This is a genomic window from Rathayibacter sp. AY2B7 (assembly GCF_002931635.1).
Classification (GTDB): domain Bacteria; phylum Actinomycetota; class Actinomycetes; order Actinomycetales; family Microbacteriaceae; genus Rathayibacter.
Genome location: NZ_PSUC01000091.1, coordinates 1 through 15,542, shown reverse-complemented (window position 1 = coordinate 15,542; position 15,542 = coordinate 1). Strand labels below are relative to the sequence as shown.

Below are 15,542 nucleotides of genomic sequence, written 5' to 3'. Positions count from 1 at the left end.
CGCGAGGTCGCCGACTCGATGATGCCGACGGCGAGGGCGGAGCGCTCGCGCACCCAGCTGAAGAACTCCGACACCCGCTCGCCCGAGACGCGGCGCGGCATGCGGGTGCGCGTGGTGTTGAGGCACTCCCAGAGCTCGGTCGAGACGATCTCGCGCGCCCGGCGGGCGTTCTCGCGGGCCGCGCCGAGCGAGTAGGCGATCGAGGCGGGGTTCGTGCGGTCGATCGCGAGGATCGCCAGCACGTCGGCGCGGGTGATCTCGCGCATGTCGTCGGGCGGGGTCGAGCCCATCACCGACAGGAGCGAGCGGCAGGCCGTGTCCTCGTCGATCCACGGGTCCTCGAGCAGGAGCTGGAGGTGGACGTCGAGGATGCGGGCGGTGCCGTCGGACCGCTCGATGTAGCGGCCGATCCAGAACAGCGACTCGGCGATCCGGGAGAGCATCAGTCGTCCTCCCTCGCCGCGAGCGTCTGCTGCTGCTGCTGGTCCTGGTCGGTGTTCGGCGCGTCCTGCGGCGAGTGGTCGGGCGTGTGGTTGAGCGGGTAGACGATCGGGATGGAGCTGGTGACCGCGGCCTGCTCGGCGACGAGCGCCTGGATGTCGCGCGCCTCGGGCTCGGCGCTGCGCGCCTCCTCGAGGCCGACCACCCAGGTGTCCTTCGATCCGCCGCCCTGCGACGAGTTGACGACGAGCTGCCCCTCCGGGAGCGCGACGCGGGTCAGGCCGCCGGGCAGCACCCAGACGTCGGTGCCGTCGTTCACGGCGAAGGGCCGAAGGTCGGCGTGCCGGGGACGCATCCCGTCGTCGACGAGGGTGGGGATGGTGGAGAGCTGCACGACCGGCTGCGCGATCCAGCCGCGCGGGTCGGCCTGGAGGCGGGACCGCAGCTCCGCGAGCTCCTTCGCCGAGGCGGCCGGCCCGACGACCAGGCCCTTGCCGCCGGAGCCGTCGACCGGCTTCACGACGAGCTCGTCGAGGCGGTCGAGCACCTCCTCGAGCGCTCCCGGATCCTCCAGGCGCCACGTGTCGACGTTCTTGATCACCGGCTCCTCCGAGAGGTAGTAGCGGATGAGGTCGGGCAGGTAGGTGTAGACGAGCTTGTCGTCGGCGACGCCGTTGCCGACCGCGTTGGCGATCGTGACGTTCCCGAGCCGGGCCGCGAGCATCAGCCCGGGTGAGCCGAGCATCGAGTCGGCGCGGAACTGCAGCGGATCGAGGAACTCGTCGTCCACGCGGCGGTAGATCACGTCGACCCGGGTCGGGCCGGAGGTGGTGCGCATGAACACCTTGCCGCCCGTGCAGAACAGGTCGCGGCCCTCGACCAGCTCGACGCCCATGAGGCGGGCGAGGAGGGTGTGCTCGAAGTAGGCGGAGTTGTAGACGCCGGGGGTGAGCACGACCACGGTCGGGTCGTCGACGCCCTCGGGGGCGGAGGCGCGGAGGGCCTGCAGCAGCTTGTTCGGGTAGTCGCCGACCGGGCGCACCCGCATCGAGACGAACAGCTCGGGCAGCGTCTGCGCCATCACCCGGCGGTTCGAGATGACGTAGGAGACGCCGGAGGGCACGCGGACGTTGTCCTCGAGGACCCGCCAGCCGCCCTTCTCGTCGCGGATCAGGTCGATCCCGGACACCTGGATCCGCACGCCGTTCGCGGGGACGATGCCCGCGGCCTGCCGGTGGAAGTGGCTGGAGCTCGAGATCAGCCCGGCGGGGATGACGCCGTCGGCCACGGCGTTCTGCGGGCCGTAGACGTCGGCGAGGAACGCCTCGAGAGCACGGACCCGCTGCTTGATGCCGGTCTGCACCTCGTTCCACTCGGCGCGCTCGATCACCCGGGGGACGGCGTCGAGCGGGAACGGCCGCTCCTCCCCCGCGAAGTCGAAGGTGACGCCCTGCGCGAGGTAGGAGGAGGCGAGCGCGTCGGTGCGGCCGCGCAGCTCCTCCTGGGTCATCCGCGCGAGCGAGGAGTAGATGTCGCGGTAGGCGCCGCGGACCCCGTCGGGGCTTCCGGTCGACGCCACGTCGGCGAACATCTCGTCCCAGGGGGTGGCGCCCGTGTCGGGCCGCTCGACCTTCTGGGACCCGTATCCGTCGAAGAGGTCACCCATGGCACGACTCTAGTGCGGGGCGTATTGCGGGGATGTTTCGGGCGGCCGCGGGGCGAGCGGGGCGGGTCGGCGACGTCCGGGCACGGCACCGGCGCCGTCCTCCGACAGGCCGGCGGAGGCCCGGGGATCCACGGGAATAGATCCGGCCGCACGTGGTTGAATGAGAATGTACATGCAAACGCATGGACCAGGCCCCACCGGGCCGGAGGACAGAAGGAGCGCCTGATGCAGTTCGGCATCTTCACGGTCAGCGACATCACGACCGACCCCACGACCGGACGGACCCCGTCCGAGTCCGAGAAGATCCAGGCGACCCTCGCGATCGCGCTGAAGGCGGAGGAGATCGGCCTCGACGTCTTCGCCCTGGGCGAGCACCACAATCCGCCGTTCTGGTCCTCCTCCCCCACCACCACGCTCGGCTACCTCGCGGCGAAGACCGAGAGGATCACGCTCTCCACCGCGATGGCCCTCATCACCACGAACGACCCGGTGAAGCTCGCCGAGGACTACGCGATGCTCCAGCACCTCGCCGGCGGCCGCGTCGACCTGATGCTCGGCCGCGGCAACACCGGCCCCGTCTACCCGTGGTTCGGCAAGGACATCCGCCGCGGCATCGAGCTGACGATCGAGAACTACGACCTGCTGCACCGCCTGTGGACCGAGGACTTCGTCGACTGGGAGGGCCAGTTCCGCACGCCCCTCCAGGGCTTCCAGTCGACCCCGCGCCCCCTCGACGGTGTCGCGCCGTTCGTGTGGCACGGATCGATCCGCTCCCCTCAGATCGCCGAGCAGGCCGCCTACTACGGCGACGGCTTCTTCGCGAACCACATCTTCTGGCCCGCCTCGCACACCCAGAAGATGGTGCAGCTCTACCGCCAGCGCTTCGAGCACTACGGCCACGGGACCGCCGACCAGGCGATCGTCGGCCTCGGCGGGCAGATCTTCCTGGCGAAGAACTCGCAGGACGCGGTCTCGCAGTTCCGCCCCTACTTCGACAACGCCCCCGTCTACGGCCACGGCCCCTCGCTCGAGGACTTCACGGAGCAGACCCCGCTCACCGTCGGCTCCCCGCAGCAGATCATCGACCGCACCCTCGGCTTCCGCGAGTACGTCGGCGACTACCAGCGCCAGCTCTTCCTGATGGACCACGCGGGACTCCCGCTGAAGACCGTCCTGGAGCAGATGGACATGCTCGGCGAGATCCTCCCCGCCCTCCGCGCCGGCTTCGCCGAGGGCCGCCCCTCGCACGTGCCCGACGCCCCCACCCACGCCTCCCTCGTGGCCGCGCGCGACGCGCAGCCCGCGGCCGAGCCCGTCACCGTCTAGTCAGGAGCTCTCCATGGACACCCGCAGGATCACCGTCCTCTCGGCCGGCCTCAGCCAGCCGTCCTCGACCCGGCTGCTCGCCGACCGCCTGGCCGACGCCGCCGAGTCCTCCCTCACCGAGCAGGGCTTCGCCGTCGAGCGGAGCGTCGTGGAGCTGCGCGACCTCGCGCACGACGTCACGAACAACCTCCTCACCGGCTTCGCGAGCCCCGCACTGCAGACCGCGCTCGACGCGGTCGCCGGCGCCGACGGCCTGATCGCCGTGACGCCGATCTTCACCACCAGCTACAGCGGGCTCTTCAAGTCGTTCGTCGACGTGCTCGACACGGAGGCGCTGCGCGGCCTGCCCGTGCTGCTGGCGGCCACGGGCGGGTCCCCCCGCCACTCCCTGGCCGTCGACTACGCGATGCGCCCGCTCTTCACCTACCTGCACGCGGCGCCCCTCGCGACCACCGTGTTCGCGGCGACGGACGACTGGGGCGGCGCGACCGAAGACGGACGGGCGCTGCCCTCGCGCATCGAGCGCGCCGGACGCGAGCTGGCCGATCAAGCCGCCCGCTCCTCCCGCTCGGGCTCCGCGCCCGACCCGTGGGCGCTCGACGGCTCGTTCGAGGGGATGCTCGGCCGCCGCGGCTGAACGCCCGCCGGGCGGATCGGCCGCTCCTCTCATGGATCGGCCGATCCGTCCAGCCGCGATTCCCGCGGCCCTGCCGGAATAGCCTGCCCCCGGGAGCCTGCCAATGGCCCCCGGAAGGAGGCCGTCATGGGCCTGACCAGCAAGGGCCTCCCCGCGGGGGCTCTCGACCTCTCGCAGCTCGGACGCGCGGTCCTCGACCGCCGCCGCTTCCTCGGAGCGCTCGGCGTCGCCGCCTCCGTCCCGGTCCTCTCCGGCTGCGGCTTCGCCCCCGCGGGCCCCGCGGCGAGCGCCGGCAGCGACACCCTCACCTTCACCACCTGGGGCACCGACGCCGAGCTGGCCGGCTTCCAGCGCGCGATCGACGCGTTCCAGTCGGCGAACGCCGGCGCCACCGTGACCCTCAACGCGGTCCCGTACGAGCAGATGTTCACCAACATCGACGCGCAGCTGCAGGCGGGGAACCCGCCGGACGTCTTCCGGGTCCCGTACTACACGTTCGGCAGCTACGCCGGCCGCGACCAGCTCCTGGACCTGTCGGGCTTCCTCGACTCCGACGTCGCCGAGCGGTTCACCGATCCGGCCTGGGCCGCAGTGCAGAGCGGCGGGAGCCCCTTCGGCGTCCCCCACCACACCGACACCTCGCTGATCCTCTACAACACGCAGGTGCTGGCCGACGCGGGCGTCACCTCCTTCCCCTCCTCGCCCGAGGAGGCGTGGACCTGGGAGGAGTTCACCGAGGTCGGGCGGAAGCTGCGCGCCTCGCTCCCCGCCGAGCGCTACCCCTTCGCCTACAACTGGCAGGGCAACGGCGTCACGCGCTGGCTCAGCCTGCTCTTCCAGGCCGACGGCCGCTTCCTCACCGAGGACCTGTCCGGGCCCGCGATCGACTCCGCCGCCGGCCGCGCCGCGATCGACTTCAGCCGCAGCTTCTTCACCGACGGCCTCGTGCCGCCGAGCAGCTCCGTGCAGGCGACCACCTACGCCAGCGACCTCTGGTACTCGCAGACCACCGCGATGACCTTCGCCGGCGCGTTCCTCATCCCCGACGCCGACTCCACCCTCGACTTCGAGTGGGGCGCCACCTTCTCCCCGCGAAACGTGCGCGGAGGCGGCGACTTCGGCGGCAACGCCCTCGTCGCGACCAAGGCCGCGAAGAACCCGGAGCTGGCCGCCTCCTTCCTCGCGTTCGTGACGGAGGAGGAGGCGATGCGCGACTTCTGCGCCGGCGCCTCGCTCCTCCCCACTCGCCGCGACCTCACGGAGTCGGGCATCGAGTTCGCCGTGCGCCCCGAGCTCGCCGAAGTGTTCCTCGGCCAGGCGGGCACCGTCCAGGCGTCCGACTCGGCGCAGGTCGCCTCGCCCGACATGGCCGCGATCATCACGGTGCTCAAGGAGCAGCTGGAGCAGGCCTTCGTCGGCGGGCGCAGCACCGAGGACACCATCGCCGGCCTCACCTCCGGTATCGCGGCCGCGACGCAGTGAGCCGGTCGGTCCTCGCGCCGGAGGCGGTGACCGCCCGCCCCCGGCGCACCTCCCGCGCCCCCGCCCGCGAGACGGCGGCCGCCTACGCGTTCCTCGCGCCGAACCTGCTGATGCTCGGGCTGTTCGTGTTCGTCCCCCTGGGCGGCGCGTTCCTGATCGGCTTCCAGCGCACGAACGGCTTCGGCGACGGCGTCTTCGTCGGACTCGACAACTACGCGCGGCTGCTCGGCGACGGCCTCTTCTGGCGCTCGACGCTGAACACGGCGCTGTTCACCCTGATCGTGACCCCGCTCTCGATGGCGCTGGGCCTCGGCGCGGCGGTGCTGATGAACTCGGTGCTGCCCGCGCGTCCGGTGTTCCGCAGCATCCTCATCCTGCCGATGGCGGTCTCCGGCGTGGCGACGGCGCTGATGGGCGTGCTGATCTTCGACGAGAACAGCGGCGTGCTCGACGGCATGCTCCAGACGATCGGCCTCCCCCGCATCGCCTGGCAGTCCGGCGGAGCGGCGGCCTTCGCCTCCGTGGTGCTCGTCACCCTGTGGTGGCGCACCGGCTTCAACATGCTCATCTACCTGGCGGGGCTGCAGGGGGTGAACCCGGCGCTCTACGAGGCGGCCCGGCTCGACGGAGCGAACGCGTGGCAGCAGTTCCGCCACGTGACGCTGCCGCTGGTCGGCCCGTCGTCGTTCTTCCTGCTCATCCTCAACGTCATCTACTCGTTCCAGGTGTTCGACATCGTCTTCGTGCTCACCGGCGGCGGACCGCAGAACGCGACCTCGGTGCTCGTGACCTACGCCTACGACACCGGGTTCGTCACCCGCGACCAGGGCTACGCCGCAGCCATCGGCATCGTGCTGCTGATCCTGACCATGATCTTCACCGCCGTGCAGTGGCGCACCAACCGCTCGAGGGACCTCGTCGAATGATCCGCACGTCGCGCACCTCGCGCCTGCTCCGCCTCGCTCTCGCCCTCGCCGTCTCGGTGGTCATCGTCTTCCCGCTGTACTGGATGGTCGTCGTCGCGTTCTCCTCGCGGTCCGAGCTGCTCGGCGGCACCCTCCGCCTCTGGCCGCGCGAGCTGACGCTGGTGAACTTCGAGCGCGTGTTCTCGTCGTTCCCCGTAGCGACCTGGTTCGGCAACTCCCTCGCGATCAGCCTGGTCACCGCGCTGATCACCGTGACGATCAACCTGCTCGGCGGCTACGCCTTCGCGCAGCTGCGGTTCCGCGGATCCGGAGTGCTCTTCCTCCTGGCCCTGTCGACGCTCACCCTGCCCGTGCAGGTGATCATGGTGGCGCTGTTCCGGCTCGTCACCGACCTCGGCCTCTACGGGAGCTACTGGGCGGTGATCCTGCCGACGGCGGCCTCGGCGTTCGGGCTGTTCCTGGCGCGGCAGTTCATCCTCGCGATCCCGCGGGACCTGATCGAGGCGGCCCGGATCGACGGCGCCGGGCACTTCCGCGTGTTCACGGCCATCGTCCTCCCCCTCTCGAAGCCGCTCATCGCCGTGCTCTTCTTCATGTCGCTGCTCGGCTCCTGGAACGACTTCGCCTGGCCGCTCATCGCCCTGAAGGAGAACGCGCTGTTCACGCTCCCGATCGGGCTGCTCTTCCTCCAGGGGCAGTTCGGCAGCGACTACGGAGCGACCATGGCGTTCGCCCTGGTGAACGTCGTGCCGATGGTGGTGCTGTTCCTGGTGTTCCAGCGCTACTTCGTGCAGGGCTTCGCGCGCAGCGGCCTCCGCTGACCCCGCGGCGGGGGGTGCCGATCGGTGCGCTGAGCGGCCATTCGTCCCCCCGTCCGGGGCCGGGAGTGTCAATCCCCCCATTCCGCCGACCCGGCCGGCGCCGCCCCGGGGTACCGTCGACGCAGGCGCCCATTTCGTGCGCTCCGGAGCGCACCGTTCGAGCGGAAGGCGGGATCGCCATGAGTACCGTCGCCGCGAACGCCGCCCAGCAGAAGGTGGCCGGCCGCTACTTCCTGATCGAGCGCATCGGCTCCGGCGGGATGGGCTCGGTCTACCGGGCCCGCGACGAGACCGTGCAGCGCGAGGTCGCCGTGAAGGTGTTCCGCGCGGAGGCCTCGAACCCCGAGGACGTGGCCCGCCAGGAGCGCGAAGTGCGGATGCTGAGCTCCTTCGCCCACCCGGGCATCGTCAACCTCTTCGACGCGGGGCTGCACAACTTCGGCGGCGAGGTCCGCCGCTACGTCGTGATGGAGCTCGTCGCCGACCCCACGATGGAGGCGCGGCTCGAGTCCGGCCCCCTCCCAGCGGCGGAGGTCGCGGCGATCGGCACGCAGCTCGCGGAGGCCCTCGCCTACCTGCACGAGCGCGGCGTCGTGCACCGCGACGTGAAGCCCGCGAACATCCTGGTCAGCGAGGTCGCCTCCAGCGGCTACGCCCGCACCGCCAAGCTCACCGACTTCGGCGTGGCCCACTTCATGGACGGCTCCCGCCTCACCAGCGACGGCGTCGTGATCGGCACCGCGAGCTTCGTCAGCCCGGAGCAGGTCGCGGGCGAGCCGATCAGCGGAGCGAGCGACGTCTTCTCTCTCGGCCTGGTCCTCCTCGAGGCGATCACCGGTCACCGCGAGTACTCGGGCACCGTCCTCGAAGCGGCGATCGCCCGCCTCCACCGCAGCCCCTCCGTGCCCGACACCCTGCCGGCGGAGTGGCGGGCGCTGCTGACCTCGATGACGCAGCGGAACCCGGAGAAGCGGCCGACCGCCGACGAGGTCGCGCACCGGCTCCGCGGCGGGATGACGACGGGCACGGCGGCGGCCTCGCCGACCGCCTCGGACTCGCGCGCGGCACGGATCCGGCGCTCCGTGATCATCGGCTCGAGCGTGGTCGGCGTCGGCGCGATCGCGGCGCTGTCGTGGATGCTCGGAGCGCTCGCCGGTCGCTGACCGTGCGGGCGCGGGGCCCTAGGCCTCGCCGGGGAACGCGGGACGGAGCACGATCCGCGTCCAGGCGCCCACGTAGATCCGATCGCCCTCCTCGACCTCGCGGCGCTGCCCGGCGGCGATCGGCGACTGCGGGAGCGGCGCCCCGGCCGGGGCGAGGTACGTGCCGTTCGCCGACTGCAGATCCTCGACCCACCAGCGGTAGCCGTCGGTGCTCAGCTGGCAGTGGCGCCGCGAGACACCGGAGTCGGAGCCGCAGTCCACCTGCGGCGAGATGCCGCGGGAGACGGACGGGCGGCCGACGAGCAGGGTGCGCTCGCGGAGGACGACGGTCGCGGGCGGGCCGGGCGAGGGCATGGGGTCGTCGGCGCGCTGCTCGGCGTACCACTCCGGGTCGACCCAGAGCTCGGCGATCCACGGGCGGTCCGGGTCCGCGGAGGCGGCGGCGGGGCGGGCGGAGCCGGTGGCCGGCGCGGACGCGGACTCCTCCTCCGACACTGAGGCCTCGGGTGCCGCGTCGGGGGCTGCGGCCTCGGGTGCAGGGGCCTCCGGGATCACCTCGGTCGGCGGAGCGGCGGGCGGCGCGGTCGCGACGGGGGTGTCGAAGCCGGCCTCCTGCTCCGGGACCAGCTCGGTCGGAGCCGCGGGATCGGCCTGCGGCGCGGGCGCCTCGCCCAGGTGCTGGGCCGGGTCCCCCGACGGCGTCGCGGAGCCGCCGACCTCGCCCGGAGCGCGGACGGCGCCGGAGGAGGTGAACGGATCGGCCTCGGGGAGGGAGCCGGTCGTGAAGTCGTAGCCGCAGTTCTCGCAGAACAGGGCGCCGGGCTCGTTCGGGAACGAGCAGTGCGGGCAGACCGAGGGGCCGGTCGGGATCGCGGTGGTCGGCGCGGCGGGAGCGGGCGACGGGGCCGCAGCGGCACCGATGGGCGCTCCGCAGACGTCGCAGTAGTCGCCGGACTGGGAGGTGTGCCCCTCGGGACAGCGGAAGCTCACTTGCGCACCCGCGTGGTCTTGGTCGACGCGGTGTCCAGCGCCATCTCGTCGAGGCGGTCCACGCCGCGCTTGAGCCGCACGGTGCCCTCGTTCGGGTTGTCGATCTCGACGACCTTCCGCAGCTTCGCGGTCGCCTCGTCGTTCCCGGTGACGGAGGCGAGCTGCACCGCCCGCCCGAGCTTGACCGTGGCGGTCGCCTCGTCGCCCCGCGCCTTGGCTGCGAGCCCGTCCTGGATCGCCGAGGCGAGCTCGGTCTGGCCCGTGTAGTGGGCGACGGCGGGGTCGATGCGGGCGGTCAGGGCGGAGTCGTCCGTCCAGCGCGCCTTCACCAGGGCGGAGGCGACCACCTCGTCGCGCACGCTGAGCTGCACCCGCGCGGCGAGCTGCTCCGAGCCGACCGGCTTCGACGCGACCCGGACCGCCACGTGGTATTCCCGCGACTCGTCGCCCCAGGCGCCGGTCGGGTAGGCGCCGGTGAGCGGGTTCACGGCGTTCCGCCGGGAGCTGAGGTCCTCGAGGTTCGGCGCGACCTGGCGGACGAAGAGCAGCTGCGCGCCCTGCGGAGTCCAGACGCGGAGCTCGCCGTTGGCGACTCCCCGGCCCATCGACGCCCGCATCAGCGACTCGAAGTCGGCGGCCATGTCGGCCGGGTTCGCGATCAGGCCCACGGTGCCCAGCAGGGCGCTCGCGATGGTGCGCGCCTCCTCGACGATCCAGCGGGAGCCGACGCCGCGCACGTCGCACTGGAAGTCGCCGGACGCCGCGCGGATCGCCGCGTCCAGCTGCATCCGCGACTCGTGCTCGTTCTTGCCGTCGGTGAGGAGGATCGCGTGCCGCTGCGTCGCCTCCGGCACGGTCGCGAACAGCTGGCGGGCGAGGGTCAGCCAGGTGCCCATCGCGGTGCCGCCGTCGGCCTGGAGGTAGCCGATCGCCTCCTTCGCCGCGGCTCGCGCCCCCGGCTCCATCCGCACCATCGAGACGGTGGCGTTGGGGTACGGGAAGGCGCGGTCGGCGCGCTCGGACCCGGCCACGACGGCGAAGAAGGTGCCGTCCAGGATCTGGTCGACGGCCACGGCTGCGGCGCGCTTGGCGGCCGTCATGTTCTCGCCGGTCATCGATCCGGAGCAGTCCACGATGATGATCTCGGCCGCGGCCCCGTCGGACCCGGCGACCCCCGTGCCGGACGCGGTCACCGTGACGATGGCGTGCACGTCGGTGGCGCCGTCCGAGAGGAACTCGTTCTGGAAAACACTCGCGCTGAACTCCGCCATTCCGGCAGTTTACGGGGACGCCCGGCCCGAGCGGCCCTCCATCGCCGAGGATCGGCCGGGCATCGCGGCCCGACGCCTGCACGACAGCTGTCGGGGCCGGCGGAGGCGGGTCGAGCGCCGCCGAGCGCCCCCGTCAAGCCCGCCGCGACCGGACGCCGCCGGTGCCAGGGTGGAGCCGTGCCTCCCTGGACCCTCGCCCTCGCCAGCGGCGCCATCGGCGGCGCCACCCTCCTGATCGGCGCCGCGCTCGCCTGGTTCGTGCGCGTGCCCCCGAAGCTCACCGCCGCGATCTCCGCGTTCGGAGCAGGGGTGCTGATCTCGGCGCTCGCCTACGAGCTCGTGCAGGAGGCGGCGGACGACGGAGGACTGCTCCCGACGATCCTCGGCACGCTCGCGGGAGCCGTCGTCTTCGTCGGCGCGGACGCGCTGCTCACCCGCGCCGGCGCGGGGAACCGCAAGAGCGCGAAGGGGTCGGGCGGAGGAGGCGGCGCGGCCATCGCGGCCGGCGCCCTGATCGACGGGGTCCCCGAATCGATCGTGCTCGGCCTCTCGGTCGCCCAGGGCGGAGCGGGAGCGGCGATCAGCGTGCCCATCGTCGCCGCGGTCGCGATCTCGAACCTCCCCGAGGGCCTGTCCTCGACGGTCGGCATGAAGGCCGACGGCCGCTCCGCCCGCTACGTCTTCACCGTCTGGGGCGGGATCGCCGCGATCTCGGCCGCCGCGGCGCTGGTCGGCTTCCTGGTCTTCGCCACCGCACCGGGCGCGGTCGTGGCCTTCGTGACGACCGTCGCCGCCGGCGCGATCCTCGCCATGATCTCGAACACGATGATCCCCGAGGCGTTCGACCGCGACGACGTGCTCACCGGGCTGTACGCGGTGCTCGGGTTCGTGACGGCGTTCGCCTTGCACAGTGCTGGTTAGGACGCCGCTCCCCGCGCGGCGTCCCGCAGTCGGCTCCAGCGCGTGGCCGGGTCCCGAGGAACGGGATGCGCACGACGACGCGGATCCGCTGGAACGCGGATCCCCGGATACGCCTCGCGAGAACGCCGCTGGTTAGGACGCCGCTCCCCGCGCGGCGTCCCGCAGTCGGCCCGAGCGCGCGGCCGGGTCCCGAGGAGCGGGATGCGCACGGCGACGCGGATCCGCTGGAACGCGGATCCCCGGATACGCCTCGCGAGGACGCCGCTGGTTAGGACGCCGCTCCCCGCGCGGCGTCCCGCAGTCGGCCCGAGCGCGCGGCCGGGTCCCGAGGAGCGGGTCGCGCACGGCGACGCGGATCCGCTGGAACGCGGATCCGCTGGAACGCGGATCCCCGGATACGCCTCGCGAGAACGCCGCTGGTTAGGACGCCGCCCCCCGCGCGGCGTCCCGCAGTCGGCCCGAGCGCGCGGCCGGGTCCCGAGGAGCGGGACGCGCACGGCGACGCGGATCCGCTGGAACGCGGATCCCCGGATACGCCTCGCGAGGACGCCGCTCCCCGCGCGGCGTCCCGCAGTCGGCTCCAGCGCGGGGCCGGGTCCCGAGGAGCGGGACGCGCACGGCGACGCGGATCCGCTGGAACGCGGATCCCCGGATACGCCTCGCGACGGCGCCGCTGCCTTCGCGGCGTCCCGCAGTCGGCTCCAGCGCGGGGCCGGGTCCCGAGGAGCGGGTCGCGCACGGCGACGCGGATCCGCTGGAACGCGGATCCCCGGATACGCCTCGCGAGAACACCGCCCCCGCGCGGCGCTCGGAGGAACGGAGTACGGTCAGCCGCTGAAGGCGGTGAGGGCGTCGTCGAGGATGCCGAGGCCGCGGGCGACCTCGGCGGGGGTGATGACGGCCGGCGGGACCACGTGGATCCGGTTGTCGGCGGTGAAGGGCAGAAGACCGCGGGACAGCAGGTCGGCCTTGAGTCGGGCGACGGAGGCCGCCGGCAGCGGGGTGCGCGCGGCCCGGTCGGTGACCAGCTCCAGGGCCCAGAACACTCCGGATCCCCGGACCTCGCCGATCAGGTCGTGCTTCGCCTCGAGCGCCGCCAGGCCGGGGGCCAGGTGCTCCGAGCCGATGGTGCGCGCGTTGTCGACGATCCCCTCCTCCTCCATCGCCTCGAGCGTCGCGACGACGCTGGCCGCGGCGAGCGGGTGGCCCGAGTAGGTGAGACCGCCGGGGAAGACGCGCTCGTCGAAGTGGTGGGCGATCGGATCCGAGATGACGACGCCGCCGATCGGGACGTAGCCGGAGTTGACGCCCTTCGCGAAGGTGATCAGATCGGGGCGCACGTCGAAGGCGTCGAAGGCGAACCACTCCCCCGTGCGGCCGAAGCCCGCCATGACCTCGTCGAGGATCAGCTGGATGCCGTACCGGTCGGCGATCTCGCGCACACCCGCGAGGTAGCCGGGCGGCGGGGTGAGCACGCCGGCGGTGCCGGGGATGGTCTCGAGGAGGAACGCGGCGATCGACTCCGGCCCCTCCGCCTGCACGACGCGCTCGAGGTGGTGGAGGGCGCGCTCGCACTCCTGCTCGAGGGTCTCGGCCCAGAACTCGCTGCGGTACAGGTAGGGCCCGAAGGCGTGCACGTGCCCGCGGGAGTACTCGTTCGGGATGCGGCGCCAGTCGCCGGTCGAGACGATCGCCGCTCCCGTGTTGCCGTGGTACGAGCGGTACAGCGAGACGACCTTGTCGCGGCCGGTGAACAGCCGCGCCATGCGGATCGCGTTCTCGTTCGCATCCGCGCCGCCGTTGGTGAAGAAGACCTTCTCCATGCCCTCGGGCGCCCGCTCGGTGATCAGGCGGGCCGCCTCGGCGCGGGTCTCGTTCGCGTAGGCGGGGCCGACGGTGGTGAGGACGCCCGCCTGCTCCTGGATCGCGGCGACGACCTTCGGGTGCTGGTAGCCGATGGTGACGTTCACGAGCTGGCTTGAGAAGTCGAGGTAGCGGGTGCCGTCGACGTCCCAGACCTCGGCGCCGAGACCGCCCGCGATCGGCAGCGGGTTCAGCGCGCCCTGCGCCGACCAGGAGTGGAACACGCGGGACCGGTCGGCGGCGGTGACCGAGGCGTTGTCGCGGACGGTGGGGGCGGTCGAGGACGTCATGCTCCCCATCGTGCCGCGCGCACCTCGGAAGTGGGCGTGCGGATCCGTCGATCCGCGGACCCTACGATGGACGGAACGTCGAAGGGAGCCGCGCATGCCCGCGACCGTCCGCGATCTGCTGGCCGAACCGGCCTTCCGCCTGCGCGTGCTCGCCGGCGTCCACGACGAGGCCGACCTCGACGCCCCTCTGGTGTGGGCGCACTCCTCGGACCTCGTCGATCCGACGCCCTGGCTCGAGTCGGGCCAGCTGCTGCTGACCGACGGCGTCCACTTCACCGGGCACGACAGCGCCGAGTTCTCGGAGGAGTACGTCGCCCGGCTGCGCGGCCGCGGCATCCGCGCGCTCGGCTTCGCCACCCGCATCGTGCACGACGAGGTGCCCGCCGCTCTCGTCACGGCGTGCGAGCGCCAGGGCCTGCCGCTGCTGGAGGTGGCGGACCTGACTCCGTTCATGGGGATCATCCGGTTCGTCGCCGACGTGATCTCGCGGGAGCAGCGTGAGCGGCTGGAGTGGTCGCTCGAGGCGCAGCGGCGGGTCGCCCGTGCGGCGCTGCGGCCGGACGGGCTCGCGGCGATCCTCACCGAGCTGGAGCGGCAGCTGGACTGCTGGGTCGCCCTCTACGACGCGGCCGGGCAGAGGGTGCACCTGCCCACCCGGCTCGACGTGCCGGCGGAGGAGGCGGTCGCCGCGGCCGCGAGGCACGCCCTGACCCGCGGCAGCCGAGCGGGACTCCGACTCGACGACGGCGGCGGAGTGACGCTGCAGACGATCGGGCGCCGCGACCACCTGCGCGGGGTGCTCGCCGTGGGCACCGGCACGCCCCTGGACCCGGCGGGCAGCGACCTCGTCGCGAGCGTCATCGCCCTGGCGAGCATCGCGCTGGAGCAGCGGCGCGCGCTGGACTCCTCCCGCCGGCAGCTGCGCTCCGGACTGCTCGAGCTGCTGGCCGCGGGAGCCTTCGATGTCGCCGAGAGCACCGCACGGCGCCTGGGGAGCCCGCTGCCCGCCGAGCCCGTGCGGGTGGTCGTGCTGAGCGCGCCCGTGCACGGCGACTCGCTCCTCGACGAGCTGGAGGTCGTGGCGGAGGAGGACGGCGCGCGCCTGTTCTTCGCCGAGAGGGACGGCTCGCTCGTCGCCGTGGCCGCCGCCGACGGACTCGAGCCGCTGACCGCCGTGCTGGAGCGGCACGGCGCGAGCGCCGGCGCCTCCGCCCCGATCGGCTGGTCGGACCTGGACCGGGGCCTCGAGGAGGCGCGGCGCGCCGCCGAGCGGACAGGAGACGGGCCGGTGGTCCGGTTCGAGGACGTCGCCGCCGAGGGGATGATCGGGCTTCTCGCCGCCGCCGGAGCAGCACCGCTCGCCCGCCGGATGCTCGCACCGCTGCTGACCCCGGAGGGAGCCGTGCTGCTCGAGAGCGCCCGCGTCTGGCTCCGCCGCAACGGCGCCTGGGAGCCCGCCGCCCGCGACCTCGGCGTGCACCGTCACACCCTCCGCAACCGCATCACCGCCGTCGAGCGCGCCCTCGGCCTCGACCTCGACGACGTCTCCGCCCGCACCGAGCTCTGGACGGCGCTGCGGCTCCACTCATAGCCGATCTCCTCCTGCGTCGTCGATCGGCCGCGGTCGGCCTCAGAACGCGGGAACGATGGGAAGAGCGGGTCGCGTACCGCGCACGACGATCCGCTGGGACGCGGATCACCGGTTGCGCTCCGCGGTGCTCGTGAGGCTCTCTCCTCCTGGCATC

At 72.9% G+C, this 15,542-nt stretch carries 13 protein-coding genes; 8 read left to right on the top strand and 5 right to left on the bottom strand.

The window, feature by feature from the left end; translation table 11 throughout:
- A partial coding sequence (locus C5C27_RS13530) for an alpha-E domain-containing protein (protein WP_146079692.1) occupies nt 1–443 on the bottom strand: 443 nt, incomplete at its 3' end.
- Entirely contained in the window at nt 443–2,107 is a 1,665-nt protein-coding gene (locus tag C5C27_RS13525) for a circularly permuted type 2 ATP-grasp protein (RefSeq protein ID WP_104314659.1), read from the bottom strand. The genes C5C27_RS13525 and C5C27_RS13530, both read right to left, overlap by 1 nt.
- 225 nt (nt 2,108–2,332) lie before the next feature.
- On the opposite strand from C5C27_RS13525, the gene C5C27_RS13520 reads away from it, so the two are divergent.
- The 6 genes from C5C27_RS13520 to C5C27_RS13495 all read left to right on the top strand — a co-directional run bounded on the left by C5C27_RS13520 (nt 2,333) and on the right by C5C27_RS13495 (nt 8,462).
- Nucleotides 2,333–3,433 (top strand): LLM class flavin-dependent oxidoreductase, encoded by a 1,101-nt coding sequence (locus tag C5C27_RS13520; protein WP_104223849.1) that lies wholly within the window; start codon nt 2,333–2,335, stop codon nt 3,431–3,433.
- Between the two features lie 13 nt (nt 3,434–3,446).
- On the top strand, nt 3,447–4,070 hold the full coding sequence (locus C5C27_RS13515) for an FMN reductase (protein WP_104226199.1): 624 nt from the start codon (nt 3,447–3,449) through the stop codon (nt 4,068–4,070).
- Between the two features lie 126 nt (nt 4,071–4,196).
- On the top strand, nt 4,197–5,552 hold the full coding sequence (locus C5C27_RS13510) for a sugar ABC transporter substrate-binding protein (RefSeq protein WP_104314658.1): 1,356 nt from the start codon (nt 4,197–4,199) through the stop codon (nt 5,550–5,552).
- Nucleotides 5,553–5,578: 26 nt separating this feature from the next.
- Nucleotides 5,579–6,478 carry a carbohydrate ABC transporter permease gene (locus C5C27_RS13505; RefSeq protein WP_244229482.1) on the top strand — a complete coding sequence of 300 codons (900 nt, stop codon included), beginning with the start codon at nt 5,579–5,581 and terminating at the stop codon, nt 6,476–6,478.
- The gene (locus C5C27_RS13500) at nt 6,475–7,299 is read left to right on the top strand and encodes a carbohydrate ABC transporter permease (RefSeq protein ID WP_104233145.1); all 825 of its coding nucleotides are present in this window, start codon (nt 6,475–6,477) and stop codon (nt 7,297–7,299) included. The genes C5C27_RS13505 and C5C27_RS13500 overlap by 4 nt, the downstream gene beginning before the upstream one ends.
- Before the next feature lie 179 nt (nt 7,300–7,478).
- Nucleotides 7,479–8,462 (top strand): serine/threonine-protein kinase, encoded by a 984-nt coding sequence (locus C5C27_RS13495; protein WP_104314657.1) that lies wholly within the window; start codon nt 7,479–7,481, stop codon nt 8,460–8,462.
- Nucleotides 8,463–8,480: 18 nt separating this feature from the next.
- Here the strand turns inward: C5C27_RS13495 and C5C27_RS13490 are convergent, their stop codons facing one another.
- Nucleotides 8,481–9,452 (bottom strand): FHA domain-containing protein, encoded by a 972-nt coding sequence (locus C5C27_RS13490; RefSeq protein WP_104314656.1) that lies wholly within the window; start codon nt 9,450–9,452, stop codon nt 8,481–8,483.
- Nucleotides 9,449–10,723 (bottom strand): VWA domain-containing protein, encoded by a 1,275-nt coding sequence (locus C5C27_RS13485; RefSeq protein WP_104238603.1) that lies wholly within the window; start codon nt 10,721–10,723, stop codon nt 9,449–9,451. The genes C5C27_RS13490 and C5C27_RS13485 overlap by 4 nt, the downstream gene beginning before the upstream one ends.
- Nucleotides 10,724–10,900: 177 nt before the next feature.
- On the opposite strand from C5C27_RS13485, the gene C5C27_RS13480 reads away from it, so the two are divergent.
- Entirely contained in the window at nt 10,901–11,644 is a 744-nt protein-coding gene (locus C5C27_RS13480; RefSeq protein ID WP_104223842.1) for a ZIP family metal transporter, read from the top strand.
- Nucleotides 11,645–12,471: 827 nt separating this feature from the next.
- On the opposite strand, the gene C5C27_RS13475 is transcribed toward C5C27_RS13480, so the two are convergent.
- Nucleotides 12,472–13,797, bottom strand: coding sequence for an aspartate aminotransferase family protein (locus C5C27_RS13475; RefSeq protein ID WP_104282233.1), 1,326 nt, complete (start codon nt 13,795–13,797; stop codon nt 12,472–12,474).
- A 94-nt stretch (nt 13,798–13,891) separates the two neighbouring features.
- Here C5C27_RS13475 and C5C27_RS13470 point away from each other — a divergent pair, with 94 nt between their 5' ends.
- Entirely contained in the window at nt 13,892–15,388 is a 1,497-nt protein-coding gene (locus tag C5C27_RS13470) for a PucR family transcriptional regulator (RefSeq protein WP_181110591.1), read from the top strand.
- Nucleotides 15,389–15,542: the final 154 nt, after the last annotated feature.

Coding starts and splice junctions, on each gene's coding strand:
- C5C27_RS13525 (WP_104314659.1), bottom strand. CDS start 2,107: ATGGGTGACCTCTTCGACGGATACGGGTCCCAGAAGGTCGAGCGGCCC.
- C5C27_RS13520 (WP_104223849.1), top strand. CDS start 2,333: ATGCAGTTCGGCATCTTCACGGTCAGCGACATCACGACCGACCCCACG.
- C5C27_RS13515 (WP_104226199.1), top strand. CDS start 3,447: ATGGACACCCGCAGGATCACCGTCCTCTCGGCCGGCCTCAGCCAGCCG.
- C5C27_RS13510 (WP_104314658.1), top strand. CDS start 4,197: ATGGGCCTGACCAGCAAGGGCCTCCCCGCGGGGGCTCTCGACCTCTCG.
- C5C27_RS13500 (WP_104233145.1), top strand. CDS start 6,475: ATGATCCGCACGTCGCGCACCTCGCGCCTGCTCCGCCTCGCTCTCGCC.
- C5C27_RS13495 (WP_104314657.1), top strand. CDS start 7,479: ATGAGTACCGTCGCCGCGAACGCCGCCCAGCAGAAGGTGGCCGGCCGC.
- C5C27_RS13485 (WP_104238603.1), bottom strand. CDS start 10,723: ATGGCGGAGTTCAGCGCGAGTGTTTTCCAGAACGAGTTCCTCTCGGAC.
- C5C27_RS13475 (WP_104282233.1), bottom strand. CDS start 13,797: ATGACGTCCTCGACCGCCCCCACCGTCCGCGACAACGCCTCGGTCACC.
- C5C27_RS13470 (WP_181110591.1), top strand. CDS start 13,892: ATGCCCGCGACCGTCCGCGATCTGCTGGCCGAACCGGCCTTCCGCCTG.